This window comes from Pseudoalteromonas sp. A25, assembly GCF_009176705.1.
GTDB lineage: Bacteria > Pseudomonadota > Gammaproteobacteria > Enterobacterales > Alteromonadaceae > Pseudoalteromonas.
This window is the reverse complement of record NZ_AP021846.1, coordinates 1,555,230-1,574,079: the sequence shown is the minus strand read 5'-3', so window position 1 is coordinate 1,574,079 and position 18,850 is coordinate 1,555,230. Positions and strand designations below refer to the sequence as shown.

General features: G+C 42.1%; 13 protein-coding genes. 9 read left to right on the top strand and 4 right to left on the bottom strand.

Features of this window, described 5'->3' with window-relative positions:
* Positions 1-39 precede the first annotated feature (39 nt).
* Positions 40-1,464 carry a sodium-dependent transporter gene (locus GDK41_RS06690; RefSeq protein ID WP_152085677.1) on the bottom strand — a complete coding sequence of 475 codons (1,425 nt, stop codon included), beginning with the start codon at positions 1,462-1,464 and terminating at the stop codon, positions 40-42.
* A 175-nt stretch (positions 1,465-1,639) separates the two neighbouring features.
* On the opposite strand from GDK41_RS06690, the gene GDK41_RS06685 reads away from it, so the two are divergent.
* The 5 genes from GDK41_RS06685 to GDK41_RS06665 all read left to right on the top strand — a co-directional run bounded on the left by GDK41_RS06685 (position 1,640) and on the right by GDK41_RS06665 (position 4,670).
* On the top strand, positions 1,640-1,939 hold the full coding sequence (locus GDK41_RS06685) for a YciI family protein (RefSeq protein ID WP_152085676.1): 300 nt from the start codon (positions 1,640-1,642) through the stop codon (positions 1,937-1,939).
* 77 nt (positions 1,940-2,016) lie between these two features.
* Entirely contained in the window at positions 2,017-2,262 is a 246-nt protein-coding gene (locus GDK41_RS06680; RefSeq protein ID WP_152085675.1) for a PepSY domain-containing protein, read from the top strand.
* Between the two features lie 2 nt (positions 2,263-2,264).
* Positions 2,265-2,939 carry a response regulator transcription factor gene (locus tag GDK41_RS06675; protein ID WP_152085674.1) on the top strand — a complete coding sequence of 225 codons (675 nt, stop codon included), beginning with the start codon at positions 2,265-2,267 and terminating at the stop codon, positions 2,937-2,939.
* Between the two features lie 56 nt (positions 2,940-2,995).
* Positions 2,996-4,273 (top strand): ATP-binding protein, encoded by a 1,278-nt coding sequence (locus GDK41_RS06670; protein WP_152087533.1) that lies wholly within the window; start codon positions 2,996-2,998, stop codon positions 4,271-4,273.
* Positions 4,260-4,670 carry a hypothetical protein gene (locus tag GDK41_RS06665; protein WP_152085673.1) on the top strand — a complete coding sequence of 137 codons (411 nt, stop codon included), beginning with the start codon at positions 4,260-4,262 and terminating at the stop codon, positions 4,668-4,670. The genes GDK41_RS06670 and GDK41_RS06665 overlap by 14 nt, the downstream gene beginning before the upstream one ends.
* A gap of 3 nt (positions 4,671-4,673) precedes the next feature.
* On the opposite strand, the gene GDK41_RS06660 is transcribed toward GDK41_RS06665, so the two are convergent.
* Positions 4,674-5,699, bottom strand: coding sequence for an AI-2E family transporter (locus GDK41_RS06660; RefSeq protein ID WP_152085672.1), 1,026 nt, complete (start codon positions 5,697-5,699; stop codon positions 4,674-4,676).
* 134 nt (positions 5,700-5,833) lie between these two features.
* Between GDK41_RS06660 and GDK41_RS06655 the strand changes: the two genes are divergently transcribed.
* Positions 5,834-6,739 carry a TIGR01777 family oxidoreductase gene (locus GDK41_RS06655; protein ID WP_152085671.1) on the top strand — a complete coding sequence of 302 codons (906 nt, stop codon included), beginning with the start codon at positions 5,834-5,836 and terminating at the stop codon, positions 6,737-6,739.
* 18 nt (positions 6,740-6,757) lie between these two features.
* Here GDK41_RS06655 and GDK41_RS06650 read toward each other — a convergent pair whose 3' ends face one another.
* The gene (locus tag GDK41_RS06650; protein ID WP_152085670.1) at positions 6,758-7,960 is read right to left on the bottom strand and encodes a PepSY-associated TM helix domain-containing protein; all 1,203 of its coding nucleotides are present in this window, start codon (positions 7,958-7,960) and stop codon (positions 6,758-6,760) included.
* Between the two features lie 70 nt (positions 7,961-8,030).
* On the bottom strand, positions 8,031-10,241 hold the full coding sequence (locus tag GDK41_RS06645) for a TonB-dependent siderophore receptor (RefSeq protein ID WP_232056537.1): 2,211 nt from the start codon (positions 10,239-10,241) through the stop codon (positions 8,031-8,033).
* 606 nt (positions 10,242-10,847) lie between these two features.
* Between GDK41_RS06645 and GDK41_RS06640 the strand changes: the two genes are divergently transcribed.
* Genes GDK41_RS06640 through GDK41_RS06630 form a run of 3 tightly spaced genes read left to right on the top strand, consistent with a single transcriptional unit; the run spans position 10,848 to position 18,839 of the window.
* A complete protein-coding gene (locus tag GDK41_RS06640) occupies positions 10,848-11,834 on the top strand; it encodes a TauD/TfdA family dioxygenase (protein WP_152085669.1) in 987 nt (328 codons plus the stop codon).
* A 57-nt stretch (positions 11,835-11,891) separates the two neighbouring features.
* The gene (locus GDK41_RS06635; protein ID WP_152085668.1) at positions 11,892-13,919 is read left to right on the top strand and encodes an AMP-binding protein; all 2,028 of its coding nucleotides are present in this window, start codon (positions 11,892-11,894) and stop codon (positions 13,917-13,919) included.
* Positions 13,920-18,839, top strand: a complete 4,920-nt coding sequence (locus tag GDK41_RS06630; protein WP_152085667.1) for a non-ribosomal peptide synthetase — start codon at positions 13,920-13,922, stop codon at positions 18,837-18,839.
* Positions 18,840-18,850: the final 11 nt, after the last annotated feature.

Sequence of the window (18,850 nt, the reverse complement as noted above, 5' to 3'; positions counted from 1 at the left end):
CCGAGGCAAAGCTCGGCGTTTATTAATTAAAACATATATTTAGAAACCAAATATACTAAAGGCAAAAAACTTAGTCGCGACCGTGTTAATAAAAATCACCGCCAACACCACTGGGATAAATGTAGACAAAGAAAAGTTCACGTACTTCTCGCCAAAGCTTCCTTTGTACTTATCACAGCCTTGTTCTAGCTCTGCATTTAGATTTGATTTTTTCCAACGATAAATGACAAATAAACAAACCATCAAACCATTTAATGGCAAAATAGTGTCATAAAAAACATCGTACACCAAATCAAATAAACTCTTATCTGCGCCACCATAGCTCACAAACTTAGTAAGCCAATCAACCATGCCAAATGACATTGTACATAACACAGTCAACAAGCCTGTCGATGCAGCCAAAATAAGCAGTGCCTTTTTACGGCTAATACACTTTTCTTCCATCAATGCCGAAGTAGGAACTTCAACTATGGATACTAACGAGGTGATCGCCGCAAAAAATACCAACAAGAAGAATATAAACGCCACGATAGATGCCCCTACGTAGCCTATATCACTCTGAAGCGCTAGCAGTATCTTAGGTAGGAACTCAAAGATCATCGATACTGAAGAATCAGACAACTCGTCAGTATTTGTTGCTGGATTAAAACTGAAAATAGCAGGTAACACCATAAGACCGGCGATAAACGCAACTAAAGAGTCGGTGATCGCAACCATCTTTGCACCACCTACAATATCGTCTTTTTTAGAGATATATGACGCATATGTCATCAAAATCCCCATGCCTAAAGACAAAGAGAAGAAAGCTTGAGATAACGCGCCGTTAAGCACACTGGCATCCATCTTTGAAAAGTCAGGAATGATGTAGTAACGCACCCCCGCCATAGCATTATCTAGAGTTAAAACATATGCAACTAAACCAATGAGTAGTACAAACAACGACGGCATTAAAAACTTTGCAGCTTTCTCAATCCCCTCTTTTACACCGCCGACCAAAATCAAATTAACGATCACACCGACCAATAACATGTACCAAAATACGCTGCTTTGATTAATAAACTGCCCGAAGTGAGCCGGATTTGCTAATGCGTCTAAATTACCCATGGCAGTTTGCGCTAAATAGCCAAAAATCCACACCGTAATAACCATATAAAATACCGCTATCATAAATGGCGTGAGAACGGCTAACGCACCGGCTATTGACCAACGCTTGTCTCCACCTGAAAGGGTTTTATACGCGCCATATGGGTCTTTTTGCGCCTTTCTACCCATGGCCATTTCCGCCATCATTACTGGTAAACAAATAAACGCAACAAATAAGGCATACACTATCAAAAACGCGCCACCGCCATTTTTTGTTGCTGAAACAGGAAAACCGACCAAGTTACCTATACCAACCGCCGAACCGGCAGCGGCAAGTATAAAACCCAGTCGAGAGCTAAAATGCTCACGATTTGCACTCATGTGGAAAACCTTATTATTATTTTTTATAAATATCCGAGCGACTCTACCAGCCTTGGCGTGGGCTTTTCAAGTCTTTAAAGACAAAGCTGACAACAAATCCCCGTGAGGATTTACAATCAAGAGTAAAGCAGACTAATATAGCCGCTAATTTTGTTTTAATATCGAGCCCTTTCCTATGCTTTACATGATTTACTCTACTGATGTTGAAAACTCTCTAGAAAAACGCCTTGCCACACGCCCGGCCCACCTTGCCCGATTAACCGAGCTAAAAGAGCAAAGTCGTTTATTTGCCGCAGGCCCGCTCCCTGCCATTGACAGTGAAGACCCAGGGCAAGCCGGTTTTACAGGCTCGCTTGTTATTGCACAGTTTGCATCTTTAGAAGACGCCAAAGCTTGGGCTGACGCTGACCCTTATATTGAAGCAGGTGTATATCTAAACAGTGTTGTTAAGCCATATAAGAAAGTACTTCCTTAAATTCAGTTTTGGTTAATTACGCCTATCGTAAGATCCGCCAAAGAAGTTAAGCAATCCAAACCGTGGAGCTTAGTAAAATGCGATTGTCAGTTTGTTTAATCATGTTTGCCTGTCTATCTTGCACTCACATAGCTAGTGCAGCCGAAGATGGGGAAAATATCAATAAAAAACAAGCGATTGAACTGGCTCTAACTCAGTATCAAGGGCGCACTCTGAAGATAACTGAACAAAATGACAGTTTCGTAGTTCGCATTTTACAAACCGACGGCCGTGTTATTGACATCCGTGTTGATAAGAAAACCGGAACTGTTACAAAGGATTAAAAATGCGAATTTTAGTAATCGAAGACGATATACAACTGGCTGAAAACCTACGCAGTGCGTTAGAAAAAGAAAAATACAGTGTTGATCTATGCCATGATGGAGAATCAGGACTATTTCATATTACTGAGTATCCATTAGATATGGCAGTAATCGATTTAGGTTTGCCAAAACTCGATGGCATAGAGCTTATCCAAAAGGCCCGAGCTGCTGGAGTTAAAATTCCGATCCTGATTTTAACTGCGCGAGATCGATGGCAAGATAAAGTAGAAGGCCTAGATGCGGGTGCAGATGATTACCTAACGAAACCTTTTCATGTTGAAGAGCTGATAGCCCGCTGTAATGCCCTTATCCGACGCAGTGCCGGACAAGCGAACCCCGAAATTAGTATTGGTCCAATTAAAATTCATACTCGTTCTCAACAAGTTTGGGTCAATGGCCAAGAATTATCGCTAACGGCATATGAATACAAAGTGCTTGAATACATGATGGTTAACCCTCAAAAAGTGATCTCTAAATCTGAGTTAACCGAGCATATTTACGACCAAGACTTTGATCTTGACTCGAATGTTATTGAAGTTTTCGTATTACGGCTAAGGAAAAAGCTTGACCCTGAAGGATGTTTAAACCCGGTCGAAACATTACGTGGCAGAGGATACAGGTTTAAAACCCAGTGGTAAAAGCAGCTGAAATATCCCTCAAAATAAGACAAGGATTTATCCTTGTTTTTGTGCTTATGGTTGCTCTTCCGGCGCTATTTTTTGCCATAGGTCGTGCCTATCACGCTTCACTCGTTGAAGCGACAGAAAAGACCTTAGAAGCTCACCTATATTCGTTAATCTCCGAAGTCGAGTTTTTAGAAGACGGGTTAGAAATGCCCCGCACTATTTTAGCGCCCGAGTTGAACCGCATAAACTCAGATACCTTCGCTTTAATCTATCAAGGACAAGATCTAGTTTGGTATTCAGAATCAGCTGTAAACTTATCAATCTCACCTGTATTTGATGAAAACCAAGCCGGTGCTGCTGAGTTCAAACTGGTAGATTATGGCACAAGACAATTTTGGCAATTAAGCCTAACAGTTATTTTGGGCAACGCCGACTACTCGCAGCAAGCACGCTTTATTATGCTTAAAGATAATAAAGCGTTGCTAAAATTGATGTCCGGATTTAGAAATACGCTGATCAACTGGACCTTGGTGATGGGCATTATCATCGCTGCGCTGATGGCTGTTGGTTTTATTTGGAGTGCGCGACCACTACAAAGATTAGATAAAGAGATAAAAGCAGTTGAAGCTGGGAAAGTAGAAAAAATTACCGGTAATTACCCCAAAGAGTTACTGACCATAAAATCTGATCTTAACTTATTGCTCGACTCTCAAAAGCGGCAAAAAGAGCGTTATCGTGCCTCGTTAAGCGACTTGGCACATGCACTAAAAACTCCATTAGCTGTTTTAAAATCAAGTGATTTAGCAAAAGACCGCGATGCACAAGAGCAGCTTGATCGAATTAATGCAATGATTGAGCATCAGCTAAAACGCGCGGCTACAGGCGCTTCTGACACTTGGAAGAAGCAAACAAGGGTGAAACCAACACTCGACGCAATTTTAAATGCCATGAAAAAGGTCTATCATGAAAAGGAGATAATTTTTAATTCGCAGTGCGATGACAAGATTGCTTTTTTAGGTGATAAAACCGACTTGATGGAAATTTTAGGCAACATTATCGATAACGCCTGTAAAGCGTGTAATACGCGCGTAGATATAAATGTGCGTTTTGATAAAAATAAAACCCTTCAACTAGAAGTTGAAGACGACGGTCCTGGGATCCCGGAATATCAGCGTTCGGAATTGTTAAAAAGAGGCAGTCGTTTGGACACGTACGAAGCTGGTCACGGCGTCGGGATGGCGATTGTGTCAGACTTAGTTAATTCTTACCACGGTAATATTGAGATAGGGATCTCTAAGTATGCAGGTGCCCGATTTTTAATTGAATTTAAATATGACAAAAACTAGTGTTTCTTTTGTTTGCTTATTGCCATTTAGCGCAATAGTAAACGCTTCAGAGATAACCCTGACTGATTGCTCCTCACTTGAGAGCTATCACCCTATTGACTCTAAAACATATATCCAGTGTTTAGACAGCAATCTCGATATGCTGCGCAGACACCAGCAAAGCTGGATAAACAAGCTGTTGCACGATATCGAGATCATTAAAGAACAAACAGGTAATACGCAATTGATGCCAATCATTAAAAGAAGCATTGTTTATCATGAGCAATACGCTGAAGATAGCTGTAAGTGGCGTTACCTGCACTCATTGCCCAACTCCACTAAAGCAACAGTTGCCTATAAAAAGTGCTCAATAAGGCTATTACGCAAGCATATCGAAGACTTACAGCAACCCTATTAAAGCTCACGGCTCGTCACTGCTACCTAGCATTGTTGCCAGCCAATGACCATCTTCACTGTTTTCTAGTGCAATCTTTACGACCATTGTCAAAGGAACTGACAATAACATACCAACAGTACCCAACAACCATCCCCAAAATATCAACGAAAGAAACACAACCAAGGCCGATAGGCCTAACCCTCTCCCCATGTACTTTGGCTCTACAATATTTCCCATCACGGTATTAATAGTCACATAACCAACTGCCACAATGCCAGCAATGAGCGGCCCTTGAGTAAGCAGTGCAAGTAACACAGCTGGAATGGCCGCAATGATCGAGCCAATATTTGGGATGTAGTTAAGCAAGAAGGCCACAACGCCCCACAAAATGAAATAGTCAATATTTAGCAACCATAAAAGTAACGACGCACATGCCCCCGTCCCTAGCGACACCAAAGTTTTGATTGCAAGATATGAATTAATAGACTCCAGAAAACGGTCGATTTGTTTGATCTTCATTTCAGGGTCATCTAATGCCAAATGTACTTTATTTGTGATTGTGGGCGCCTCAAATAACATAAATACCACAGTCAGAATGATCAAAAATATGTTGGCCATGACGCCACCAAAGCCCGTTAACATTGAAGAGGCCATATCGATCATTTTGCCCGGATCAAATAGAGAAATAATTTGTTGCTTATCAATCAAAATGTTGTGCTGCGCTGCTGTGTCAACGAGCCAGATGAATTTACTTTGCAGTTGCTCTCTATAAGTGGGTAGTTGTTGCGAGAAATCATTCATAGATTGCCCTACGAGCCCCGCTATACTCATTCCAATGCCCACCACAAGAAAAATAACAATTATGATGGCAATGCCTTTTGGGATATGAAAGCGCGCAAAAAACTTAAGTAATGGATTACAAATAATTGCGATAAATGCAGCAAGTATAAAAGGTACGATAATGTCGCTTGCCAGCTTCACCCCAGCTAAAACAATAACCAGTGAGGCTAACACGACAAGGCTTTTATTTAGTCCAGACAATGACGACACACTATTTCCCTTAACAGTTTTTTGCTGAGTTTAAAGCAAACCCATAGAAAATAAAACGTTATGATCTTTATTCAGTATTTTCCGTAAATTACCTACACTTATCAAATTAGCTTTAAATAGCAGAGCATTTTAATATGAATATTTTGGTTACAGGTGCTACGGGTCTCATTGGCGATCAACTGTGTCGGTTTTTGTATAACAAAAATCAGGTGACGGTATTAACTAGAAACATTTCCAAAGCACAGGTTCAATTTAAAAACCGTGTAACTTGCATAGACTCGTTAGAGCATATTGATTTTAATGAAGTTGATGCAGTGATCAATTTGGCAGGTGAACCTATCGCAGACAAACGCTGGACAGACAATCAAAAGAAACAGATAGTCAACAGTCGTATAGATATTACTACCCTGCTCGTTAAAAAGATTGCAGAAGCTCAAAACCCACCTCACACTTTTATCTCTGGCAGCGCCGTTGGCTATTATGGCAGACAAGACAGCGATATGCTTATCGACGAAAGCTGTCAACATCCAAATATTGAGTTTAGCCATACTTTATGTAAGCAATGGGAGGAACTTGCTTTAAGTGCACAAGACTCAAACACTCGGGTATGCATATTGCGCACTGGCATTGTACTTAGTCAGCATGGCGGTGCATTAGCTAAGATGCTGCTACCTTTTAAACTTGGTTTGGGTGGCAAGTTGGCAAGTGGCGAGCAAATGATGTCTTGGATCCATATCGACGACATGACCCATATTATTTTGTATTTACTCAAGCACCATGAATTAAGTGGCGTATTCAATGCAACCGCTCCTAAACCGATAAATAACGTTGAATTTACCAAAGCGCTTTGCAGGGCCCTCAAACGACCGATGTTGTTCCCTATGCCCGAAAAACTCTTAAAAATACTGTTTGGAGAAATGGCCGAGTTACTTATTTATGGTCAAGCTGTTTTGCCAAAACGTTTACAGCGCGCAGGATATCACTTTAGGTATGATGACATAAATGAAGCACTAACAAACCTGTTAGTTAGAAAGCGCTAACAGGTCAAAAGCGAACAGTTATAACGCCACGATACGAGTAAAAATAATCACAGTTAAAATCAGGCAAATAGCGATTAGCAAAATACTTAACCAACGCCAATAATGCATACCTTGCCAAGAAAGCTGCCACACTTGTTTGCGCTTTATTGGTAACTGGCGGTGTTGCCTAACAAACTTCAAACCATACATGTAAGTACCGGAAATAGCCAAAGCACTTAAAATACAGCCAAAAATAAAATAAACAATTTTGCTAGATATGCCATAAAAAGTACCAAAGTGTAATGGATCGGCAGCCTCTGAAATGCGCACGTGCAAAGATTGTTCTTGGGCAAATCGACTCGATACATAATCACCAGTTAAAGGATTGAAAATTACATTATTTGCTCTGTCTCTCACTAATGATGTGTCATTTTGTCCTTGAAATACCAGCGTATTTCGTCTTTCTGATGGCATAAAAATCGCCTTAATCTCCATATCGTGATGCTCCTTAACACCCTTCAGTGCTGTGTCAAAGACCCTCTGACTAGGCATAACCGGTTGTTGCTGAATCGTTTTGATGTGAGTTTTTTGCTCTGGAAAGTCGGCGTCTAACCCCCAAAGTTCGGCTAAATACCACACACCCGTTATACACACGACCAATAACAGCCAGCTAGACCATAAACCAAATAGTCGATGGCAATCATTCCAAAATACGATACGATTTTGAGTCCGTGGCTTTCTAAAAAAATTCTTCCACCATTTTGGAAACATAAAAAAGCCAGACACTAAAGAAAAGAACATTAGCAGCCCGACAACACAAACAATAGAAGTACCATAAATGGTTGGCATCATTAAATGGCGATGAGACATTCTAAAAAAACGCTGCCAGTTATACCAACGTCCATCTCCTTGGTATTGTCCTGTGACGGGGTGATAATATTCTCTGCGTATCAGCTCGTCTTTATTTTGAGTGAGCACTTCAACAGCAAACCAATCATCAATGGGAGAGTGAATACTTTGAATAAGATAATCGCTCTGACGTTTACTGGCCTGCTTATAAACCGCCGACCAATTGACTTGAGAAGAGTCGACCGCAGGCAATACACGTTTACTCGGGTTAGCAAGCCAATCTATTTCATGGGAAATAACGGCCAGCGTGCCTGTGATCAAGATAAAGCAGATCAGAATTGACAATTTGATACCCGCAAGACTATGCCATTTGTACCAGGTTTTCTTATTCATCGTATCATTACATTGGTATGTTAAACACAAAGACCCCAATTGTTTGGGGTCTTAAACTGAACATAATAAATTAAAGCGCGTAGCTTACTTGCAGCACAACACTGCGCGGTTCACCCGGGAAGTGCCCATTTCGTTTGTTAAAGCCGCTAGTTGCATACTCTTTATCAAAGATGTTTTTTAGATTTAGCTGAATTTCAATGTTATCGATTTTAGTTTGCCAGCTCGCATCCCAAGTTACGTATGAACGCACCTTTTGACCGCTTAAACTCACACGCTCGTCAACATAATCAAAGCCCAGTGAAACAGAAGAGTTAAGCGTTGGTAACGCATAACGCGCCCACATCCCTAGAGTGTGATCTGGTGCATTCGCAAACTCATCACCTACGGTATCTGAAATATCTTGTGGATTACCCGCGGTAATCGTTGCATCGTTAAATGCATAATTAATAGTACCAGTTAAATGCTCTGTGATATCACCAACTACATCAAGCTCTACCCCTTTACTGGTCACTTCACCAATTTGCAATTGCTCTGATAAACCACTGCCTTCAACATAGTTTGGATTACTCACCTTCACATCTTCTTTAACGATGTGATATGCCGCAAACGTTGTGGTTAAGCTACCATCCAGCCAAATGTTCTTCACACCAAACTCATGCTGTGTACTGGACTCTGGACCAAACATTTCTCCTGACTCAGGCTGTTTTCTGATCGGCTGTGGACTAAACCCTTCAGAGCGATTAACAAACAATGACATATTTTCAGTTGGCTGATAAATCGCACCAATACGAGGACTCAATTTGTTGTCGCTCGCTTCTTTATCGCCTTCTTTGTCTTCAAAGCGGTCATAGCGAAGCCCTGCAATCGCAATCCACTGCTCGTTTAAGCGCATTTGATCCTGTAAATATATGCCTTGACGCGTGGTCTTAGAGGAGCGCTGCGCTGTGTTTATAAGTTTATAATTGCTGGTATCAGCACCATACACAGGGTTTAGAATATCAAGTGTTGGTACGTGATTCGCTGGATTAAACATCTCTTTTGGATTTGCGTAGTTTTCAGGATTAAGTGTTCTGCCTAAATCGCTGATTTTATATCCAAATTCTTGATCTGCTCTGGCGTAGTCAGCACCAAATAAAATCATGTGTTCAATGTCTGCAAATGTGCCTTCATAAACAAAGTCTGTTGTTAAGCTCAACTCTTCGTTCTCACGAACCTGATCTCTATATTGACGCATCATCGCCGTATCTTGTGTTGCCATCCCCAACATCTCTAATACAGGCAAATATTGTGCTTTTTGAGCATCAGGTAAGTCACCAATTAAGCCCAAGTTTTCATGATATTGCTGGCTTCGCTCATTGCTAAACCCGCGAACCACGGTGGTATTAGTCAAGTTATTTGCAATATCAAAGTTAGCTGTTAGCTGGAACACGTCGGCTTTAAGCTCTTGAAAATCTGACTTCTCATTCGCGTTGTAGCTTATGTCCGTCAAAAAGTGGCCATTATCATCAACAGGAACTCCACGTAAACGGTGCCCATCTAATGCTTGATCTATATGATCATATTGAAAAATAAGTTCCGTCTTTTCATTCGCATACCACGTAAGGCCAGCAGATAATAAGGTATTCGACTCTTCGACGTTGTTACGATAACTCTCTTTATTTTGATGAAAACCCGCTACACGATATGCAAGCACATCTTCACTAAGTGTGCCCGTAGTTTCAGCATGACCACCCAATAAGTTGTCATTACCGGCAAATAAAGCCACTTCAGAGGTTTGATCAAACTTAGGTTTTTTTGAAACATAATTGAGCAATCCACCCGGTTGACCTGCACCATACAGCATACCTGTAGGCCCTTTAAGTACTTCAACACGCTCTACATTAAATAGTTGAGGAATTGAAAAACCAGAGTATGGGTCACCTTGCACACCATCATATCTCACTTGGTCTTGCCTAAACCCTCTAGCCGTTACACCTGAGTAACTAAACTGCGTTACACCTGAAATGGAACGGTATAGATCAGTTGTTTGACGGGCTGCTTGGTCTTGAATCAATTGTTTACTCAATACCTGCACAGACTGAGGTAAGTCCATATAGTCTGTTGGTGTTTTTGTTGCCATTGTTGCTTGTTCAACAAAATAAAACTGTGCAGCACGACCTTTCACCGTGATCACTTCAATATCGTCACCTTGTGCAAGAGATAAAGTAGGTGACAAGGCCGAAGCCACAGCCATAACAATAAACGATTTTTTAAACAAAGCAGTTGTGTGAGATTGTTTCACAAAGCACTCCTAATGCGGCCAAAGAGACAATAAAATTAGAATCAATACTGAATTAACCTCAGCGCTGGCTGGTCGATACTTGCGACTTAAAAAGTCTTGCCTAAATCTGAGGTTAACTACCAATAAAACATCTTGTTTTAGTTGCGTTCCTGCCCAATAAAACTCAATACAGGAACGCATTTGGTAATGATAAATATTCGTATTTATTATTTAGTTTTGCGCATGGTAATGAAAACAGTTTTCATTTGCAAATTATTTTGAGGTTCTTTACGCTTATTAATTTATTCATAATGTGAAAGTGATTTTTTTGCCCTTTTAGGACCTGATAGTGCAATGCTTTGATTGCTTGATTGTTACCTTTTTTGCAATCGACATTTACGGCTTTGTACACAGCATTTAGACACATCAATACCCTCTCTACTTAATATTTGAGCAAAGATAGAATGAAAAAACAGCAAAGGTACAAATAAAGCAATCTAAATAGCAACTATTATCATTTAGATTGTTGATCTATCCTTTCTTTCTCTTTATGATACGCCCCTATCTCGCTGGCACTGTTTTTACCGCCCATAGCGCTTCGTCATTGTTTTTTCAAGGGAGTACATCATGTCAATTAACCCTTTGACTTTTAATTTAATTACTATAGATCATGCGTTCCATTCAGCTGGCTTGCCAGTGCTAGTTCAACCCACCCAAAGCCCAGTATGGAGGGATTGTTTCGAAGAAATTAAACAATTGGTAGAACAACAGCTACATGTTAAAGGTGGTCTGTTGTTTCGAGGGTTTAGCATTGCAGGTGCTGAAGACTTTAATGCATTTGCTCGAGCATTTGGACATGACCTATTAACGTATGATTATGCTTCAACACCACGCAATGAAGTATCCAGTGGCGTGTACACTTCTACTGAGTACCCCGCCCACCAAGTGATCCCGCTACACAATGAACAAGCATACACTTTAAGCTGGCCACTAAAAATTTGGTTTCATTGTGAAATTGCCCCTGAACAAGATGGCGAAACGCCCATTGCAGATAGCCGACTTGTGTACCAAAAAATTGACCCTGTTATTCGTGAGCGCTTTGTAAAGCATGGTTTATTGTATGTGCGCAATTATGGTAATGGCTTAGACCTTTCTTGGCAGCAAGCCTTTGGCACAGATGACAAAACAAAAGTTGAAGCGTTTTGTGCTAAACACAATATTGAATGCATTTGGAAAGCGGATGGCGAACTACAAACACGACAAGTTTGCCAAGCAATATCAACGCACCCTATCACGCAAGAGCAAGTTTGGTTTAACCAAGCGCATCTATTCCACGTTTCCAACCTGGATGAACACATTAGAGAAACATTGATTTCAGTAGTGGGCGAAGAAAACTTACCAAGAAATGTCTATTTTGGTGATGGCAGCCCTATCGGTGACGACGATCTGAAGCACATTCGCACTGTGCTTGAACAGTGTCAGGTGCGTTTTGCTTGGCAACAAGGTGACATCATGATGCTTGACAACATGCTAGCTGCGCATGGTCGCAGCACTTTTAGTGGCGATAGAAAAGTTATTGTGGCAATGGCGCAAGGCTATAGCGAACAAAACTAAAACACATGTGCACGTTATAACCCCCGATTACAACCAGACAATAAAGAGTAAATAACAATGAACAGTCAACTTAGCAACTGGCAACAAATACTCGAGCACCAAGCAAAAGCAATCCCAAATCATGTAGCACTATCTATTTATCAAGAAAGTGAGCACCAAGCGCTTACCTACGCACAACTTGCACAGCGTGCTAAAGCTTTAGCTCATACACTTACAAAGCACAACACCTTTGGTGACAGAGTGATGTTACTTTTGCCAAATGGTATTGACTATGTTGTGTCATTGTTTGCTTGTATTTATGCTGGTGTGGTTGCAGTACCTATATACCCCGCTCGTCGCAAGGCGCGTGATTGGCGCAGACTCAATAGCATAGTGCAAGACTGCCAACCCAATACGCTGATTTGTCTAAGTCATGATAGCGAAGCTACCCACAATTGGGCCGCTGCACATAATATAAACATCAGCACCGTATTTGCCGATAAGTTACGTGTAGAAGACGCGGCACATTGGCAAGCAGCCAACATAGATAGCCATGATATTGCCTATTTGCAATATAGCTCTGGGTCTACAGGACAGCCCAAAGGGGTTATGCTATCGCACCATAATTTGCTTGCAAATACTGAGCTTATCATTGATACCTACGGCATGTGTCAATCGGATGTCATGGCCAATTGGTTACCGCTGTACCATGATATGGGGTGCGTTGGCGGCGTCTTATCGCCAATTAGAGCTGGAGCAACTATAAACTTTATTCCCTCTGCTAAGGTTGCGCAAAATCCATTGGTACTTCTGCAGGCCATTACAGAACTAAAAGCCACTTGCACAGCTGCGCCAAACTTTATCTTCGACTTAGCAGTTGAAAAAGTAACTGATACACAAAAATCAGCGCTAGATTTGTCCTCTTTGCGTATTTTTATCAATGGTGCTGAGCCAATAAACGCGCAAACGCTTAAAAACTTTTATGATTATTTTCATAGCACAGGGCTTGCAAAAACCGCCATCAAGCCAAGTTATGGCATGGCAGAAGCGTGTTTACTTGTTAGCGCAACCCCATTAGATAAACAGTTTAACCTGCTCAGCGTTGACAGTCAGGCACTGAGTCTTAATCAAGTTAAAACGAATCAACGTAGCACCAAAGATATTGCCTGTTCAGGCAACATCATCGCACAAATGCCTGTTCGTATTGTTGACCCAAACACCCACACTCCCCTTGCCGATGGGCAAATTGGCGAAATCATGTTTAAAGGTGAAAGTGTTACCCGAGGGTATTGGCAAAAGCCTAAGCTCAATGAACAAACTTTCAATTTAACCATCGATGGTGAGCCTGGCTTTATGGCGACGGGCGATCTTGGTTTTATTGACCAACAACAACTCTATGTCACTGGTCGCAAGAAAGAGATGCTTATATTACATGGCTGTAATTACTACCCACAAGATATTGAGCACTCATTACTGTCGTTAAGCAAGCAACTTACAGCGCATGGTGGGGCTATATTTGATGTAGCACATGCTGACAACACCAAAGAGCTGGTGCTTGTTCAAGAGCTCACTAGAGAATCTTTGAGACTGGACGACTATCAGCCTTTATTTCAAAAAATTAGAGCTCTGATCAGTGAAGAACACGAACTTAGAGTAACCACAATCGTGCTTATTAGACCGGCCACACTAAGCAAAACCAGCTCTGGCAAAATTCAACGTCTGGCATGTAAACAAGCTTATATCGATGATGAACTACAAGCTGTCGCGAAATGGCAGCAGGCCCCGATAAGCAACACCGCAACAGCGCCCTTACACACATATGACCACTCTGCTATCGCCAATTGGATAATACACTGGATCAGCGCTCGTCTAGGGCAATCACCAGAGCAGCTTTGCTCTTCACAGCACCTTATGCAAATCGGTCTAGATTCCATTGACGCCATGTCTTTGGTCAATGAGCTATCTAAGCAGTTAAGCCTAAGCATTAGAGTAGAAACAGTATTAAACCACCCGACTATCGCGCAATTATCTGTTTATTTGGCTGTTCAGTATGCGCAAAAAAATCACACAACGGCAAACGAAACACCGACAGAAGGAGTGCTGTAAATGGCGATGGGATTACTTCAAGAATGTTGGAAAAAAGGCATAAAACTAAGCGAAGTAAATGGTAGTTTGAGCTTTAAAGCTGACGAAGGCGTTATGACACCACAAATCATTGCGCGTTTGAAAGAACATAAACCGCAATTGCTAGCGCTATTAAAAACGCACCCAAATTATTACGACGCTCGTGCTCTTAGTGCAAATGAACGCGCTTTGTGGTTTTTATATCGCATGCACCCACAAAGTGTGGCTTACAATATGGCGTATGCTGTTGAGCTAAACGCGCTCTATACACCCGAGCAAGTCAATGCCGCTTTTGCGCAATTATGTGATATTCACCCCGTGTTAGCATTAAATTATGGAGAACGCGATGGTGAGCCAGTACAGTGGCTGAATGACTTTAAGCCAGCTAAAACACAATTTAATGAGTTTACCAACCTCAGTAAAACGCAATTAGATACTTGGCTTGCGCAGCAAGCTGATACGTTGCTTGCCCCCGATAAACACAAAACTTGTCATATTGCACTGGCACACAATCATATCTTGGGAAAAAGCAACAAAACCCAGTGTTTTGTGAGCATAACAATCCATCATATCGCGGCAGATTTTATCTCTTTTGATATTATTCGTAGAGATTTCATTCGTTTACTAAGTGGTAAAACAGCCACAAAAAGAGCTTACCCCAATCACTCTTACCAAAAATGGAGTGAACGCCAAGCCAATACACTTAACGAAGCCAATAAACAGTATTGGATAGACTCGTTAGCAACAATTACACCATTAAACTTACCGACAGACTTTGCCTACCAAGCAAATATCAACTCTGCAGGTAAAGAGCTGCACAACACATTATCCAAAGAATTTACCAGCAAACTTAAAGCATTTTGCCGCAATAACAACGTTACGCCCTACATATGGTGGCTCGCGGCATTTGAATGGTTTATGGCACGTTTGTCGGGGCAAACCCAGTTTGTTATTGGTACACCCAGTGCGGGGCGATTAACACCTGAAGACGCTGAAATCGTAGGCTATACAGTTAATCCTTTGGCGCTAAACTGTCAGATTGATGCCAATGAGCGATTTTTACAGTTTCTTGAACGCGTTAAAGAGCAAAGTACAAATGCTCTGAAGCATCAGGCGTACCCATTTGCAAAGTTAGTTGACCAATTAGATCTGGACAGAAGCTCGCAGCGCAGCCCTGTCTTTCAACACATGTTCACTCTTAATAGCGCCCCTGAAGACCTCTGGGTTAACGCGCAAATAAACCAAGAACTAATGGCTGAGCAGCGTGGTGCAGCCCATGAACTCAACCTTGTTGTTGTCGACCACCATGAAACATTTACATGCAAATGGCGCTTTAACAACAGCTTGTATAAACAGCAAACAATTGAAACCTTTCAAGTTATGTTTACATATTGGGTGGAGCAATTGCTAAATGATGCAACGACCCCCTACTGCGAGCTACCTAGCTGCCCGCCATCACTTGAGGCCAAATTAACCGCTACAAAACACAATGTTGACTACGACAACGCGTGGCACGCTTTTGCGAGTCAAGTTGCAAAAAATCCTCAACATATAGCACTGCGTGAGCAAGCAAAGGACTATACCTACATCCAGTTAAATGAGCAGCTTGAGCAAGCCTGTATACAACTTACTAAACACGGCTTTAGCCAAGGTGACAGACTTGGTATTACGCTGCCAAGAAGCTGTGCTCAAGTTATTGCAATGCTCGCGAGCTGGCGGCTGGGTGGGTCATTTTTGCTGTTAGACTCTGATTGGCCCGAGGCACGCATTGAATTCATTGTAAAAGACGCAGGCCTTAAACTGCTTGTCGACGACAGTGATTACTGTGCAAGCAACACAACCCTTATCAAGTTAACGGGCAAACAATTAACCAGTACCGATCTTTCGGGCTCTAAATCACTGCCACAGCATCAGATAAGCGCTCAAGACGAAGCCTATTTGATCTACACCTCAGGCTCCACGGGGCAGCCGAAGGCCGTTCAGCTCACGCATGGCAATTTGGTTCACTATGTCAATGCGCTAACCCAAGCGATACCATTAAGCTCAACTGCCAGCATGACCAGCTTATCTAAACATAGCGCCGACTTGGGTTATACGGCATTATTTGGTGCACTACTGACAGGGCGCGAGTATCGCGTGCTTGACGAGCAATTGGCACTCGATAGCCAAGCACTTTTAGCTGAGTTAAAACGTCATCCTGTCGATTGTATAAAGATAGTGCCTTCGCACTTTTACGGCTTGCTACAAGCTGAACAAGATGCTGCTTTACTCCCTTCACAAGCACTGATATTTGGTGGTGAAGCACTGACAAACCAAGTTATCGAGGCGGTCAAAAGTTACGCGCCTACGCTTGAGATTTTCAATCATTATGGCCCTACTGAAACAACCATTGGCGCGCTTGTTCATCAGGTTTGTGCGGATCATACCAGCACCACTCAACCAATCGGTACGCCACTGCACAACTACGCAATTAAAATCGTTGATGCCTGTGGTCAAATACAGGCTGAAGGGCTTGCAGGAGAGCTGCATATTGGTGGTCCAGCGCTAGCTTTAGGTTATTTAAATCAGCGTCAACTGACTGATGAAAAGTTTTATCAGCAACAAGGTCAACGCTGGTATCGCAGTGGCGATAGCGTGGTAATGAATAATGGACAAGTATACTTTCTTGGTCGTAACGATGAGCAAATCAAAATACGTGGCTATCGAGTTGAACTGGGTGAGGTAGAAGCAGCGCTCAAGCAGCACGTTGCGCAAGCAGCCGTGGTTGTCAACAAAAGCGATGGCAGTCAAGCTCAATTACTTGCTTACGTGGTTGCTGATGAGCAACAACTCAGTCAAGTAAAAGCAACCATATCACAAATGCTGCCGCCTTATATGGTACCTAGCCTATGGTACTGTGTCGAACAACTACCACGACTTGCGAATGGTAAAATTGACCGTAAATCACTGGCCTGTGAAGCAACACAGCGCCAGTTACAAACGCCAAGCACAATCAATGAATCTGATACGGCGCTGCCTGATGAACAGTTACAGATTGAACAGCACCTACTTAAAATATGGCAATCATTGCTAAACCGCGCTCATATTAGCGTTGAAGACGACTTTTTTAGTGTTGGCGGTGACTCAATAATGGGTTTACAGGTCATTGCCCAAGCGCGTAAAAATGACATTCACATCAAGCCACAACAACTATTTGAATACAAAACAATCCGCAAGTTGGCCGAGCAGCTAGTACAGGCTAACGTACGTAAAGAGCAGCAAATACTGTTAACGATTGTACGTGAGTTATTAAATAACCCAAATATTCAAGCACATGACGACTTTTTTGCGGTAGGTGGAGACTCCATTCTTAGTCTACAACTGGTTGCCAAAGCTAGAAAATCAGGTATTCAATTACTACCTAAAGACATTTTCACTCATAAAACAATTGCTCAGCTTAGCGCCAATTTACCGAGTGCAAATCAATCATCAACTGCGCAAACAAATGATAAGGGCATCCTCAGCGACGCGCCTTTTCCACTGACGCCAATTCAGCATTGGTTTTTTGAGCAACCACTTGCAAACCCGCACTATTGGAACCAATCACTGCTATTAAATATTCATAGCGAACTGAATTTTGCCGCATTACAACAAGCCTGTGCGCACGTACTGCAAACACATGCGGCGCTGCGTTTGTCTTTTAACAACCAAGATGGTCAGTGGCAACAACAATACAACCGATATCAAAGCGATTGGTTGACGGACGTTGTTCAGCAAAGTGACCAAGCGGCTTGTGAAGACGCATTCAAAACCTATCAAAGTCAATTTAATTTATCCGAAGCACCTTTAGTACGATTTGTGCACTTTAAAGCGGATAATGTTTTACTGTGCACTGCGCACCACCTTGTTGTAGATGCTGTGTCTTGGCAGGTGATCATAGATGACTTGCTTACAAGTTACAGCGCTATCTGCCAAGGAAAGCCCAGCTCATTGGCGCAAGTTCGGTGTGAGTTTAAGCAGTGGCAAAGTTATTTAACAGAATTGTCGAACAACACCTTTATCTTGGATCAGCAACAATACTGGCAGTCGCAATTAGCGAGCGCACCGATATTTGCTGAACACACAGACAACTTATACCAAGACGCCCAAACACTGATCACCTCTTTAGATGGCACGAAGACTGAGCAACTGCTAAATAACGCGAACTTGGCTTACAACACCCACACCCAAGAGCTGTTGTTATGCGCACTAACACAAACGCTGAGCGCCCATTGGCAATTACCAGAACTCACCATTGAGCTTGAAGGTCATGGCCGAGAAGCCGACTTATTAGCCAATGCACACCCACATGATGTATCCAGAACTGTTGCTTGGTTTACCACACGCTTTGCCCAAAAGTTTAGCGTAACCGATTGCATTGAAAGCAATATCATTGCGACTAAAGAGCAGCTGCGCTTTATACCAAATAAAGGGATTGGTTATGGCTTATTACGCTACATGCAGCCACACGACAGCACGATTACAGCAGGCTACTCAAACCTTGTGTCATTTAACTTTTTAGGCCGTCGTAACAACGATATTAACGAACAATTCAGTCTTAATACGGGGCTTGTACCAGCAACTCGGGATCCTAAAAATTGCCGTTCTCACTTACTCGATATCAATGTGTTAGTAGAAAACCACCAGCTGCATATTCATTGGAGTTACCCCAAAAACCATAACGCATTTAGCAATATGAGCAACATTACCCAAGCGTTTCATCGCAACTTAGAGACCATTATTGCGCACTGCCTAGATAGCAATTTTGGGCGGACGACAGGCGCAGACTTTGAGCTTGCCAATATCGACGATAAAGCATTTATTCGTTTACTCAATGAACTGGCGCTTGCAAACAACCGCAGCACGCAATCAACACAGCATTAAATGAGCAATAT

Bases quoted from the DNA above. Each gene is read 5' to 3' on its own strand.
- GDK41_RS06690 (WP_152085677.1), bottom strand. From the start codon at position 1,464: ATGAGTGCAAATCGTGAGCATTTTAGCTCTCGACTGGGTTTTATACTT.
- GDK41_RS06685 (WP_152085676.1), top strand. From the start codon at position 1,640: ATGCTTTACATGATTTACTCTACTGATGTTGAAAACTCTCTAGAAAAA.
- GDK41_RS06680 (WP_152085675.1), top strand. From the start codon at position 2,017: ATGCGATTGTCAGTTTGTTTAATCATGTTTGCCTGTCTATCTTGCACT.
- GDK41_RS06675 (WP_152085674.1), top strand. From the start codon at position 2,265: ATGCGAATTTTAGTAATCGAAGACGATATACAACTGGCTGAAAACCTA.
- GDK41_RS06670 (WP_152087533.1), top strand. From the start codon at position 2,996: ATGGTTGCTCTTCCGGCGCTATTTTTTGCCATAGGTCGTGCCTATCAC.
- GDK41_RS06665 (WP_152085673.1), top strand. From the start codon at position 4,260: ATGACAAAAACTAGTGTTTCTTTTGTTTGCTTATTGCCATTTAGCGCA.
- GDK41_RS06655 (WP_152085671.1), top strand. From the start codon at position 5,834: ATGAATATTTTGGTTACAGGTGCTACGGGTCTCATTGGCGATCAACTG.
- GDK41_RS06650 (WP_152085670.1), bottom strand. From the start codon at position 7,960: ATGAATAAGAAAACCTGGTACAAATGGCATAGTCTTGCGGGTATCAAA.
- GDK41_RS06640 (WP_152085669.1), top strand. From the start codon at position 10,848: ATGTCAATTAACCCTTTGACTTTTAATTTAATTACTATAGATCATGCG.
- GDK41_RS06635 (WP_152085668.1), top strand. From the start codon at position 11,892: ATGAACAGTCAACTTAGCAACTGGCAACAAATACTCGAGCACCAAGCA.
- GDK41_RS06630 (WP_152085667.1), top strand. From the start codon at position 13,920: ATGGCGATGGGATTACTTCAAGAATGTTGGAAAAAAGGCATAAAACTA.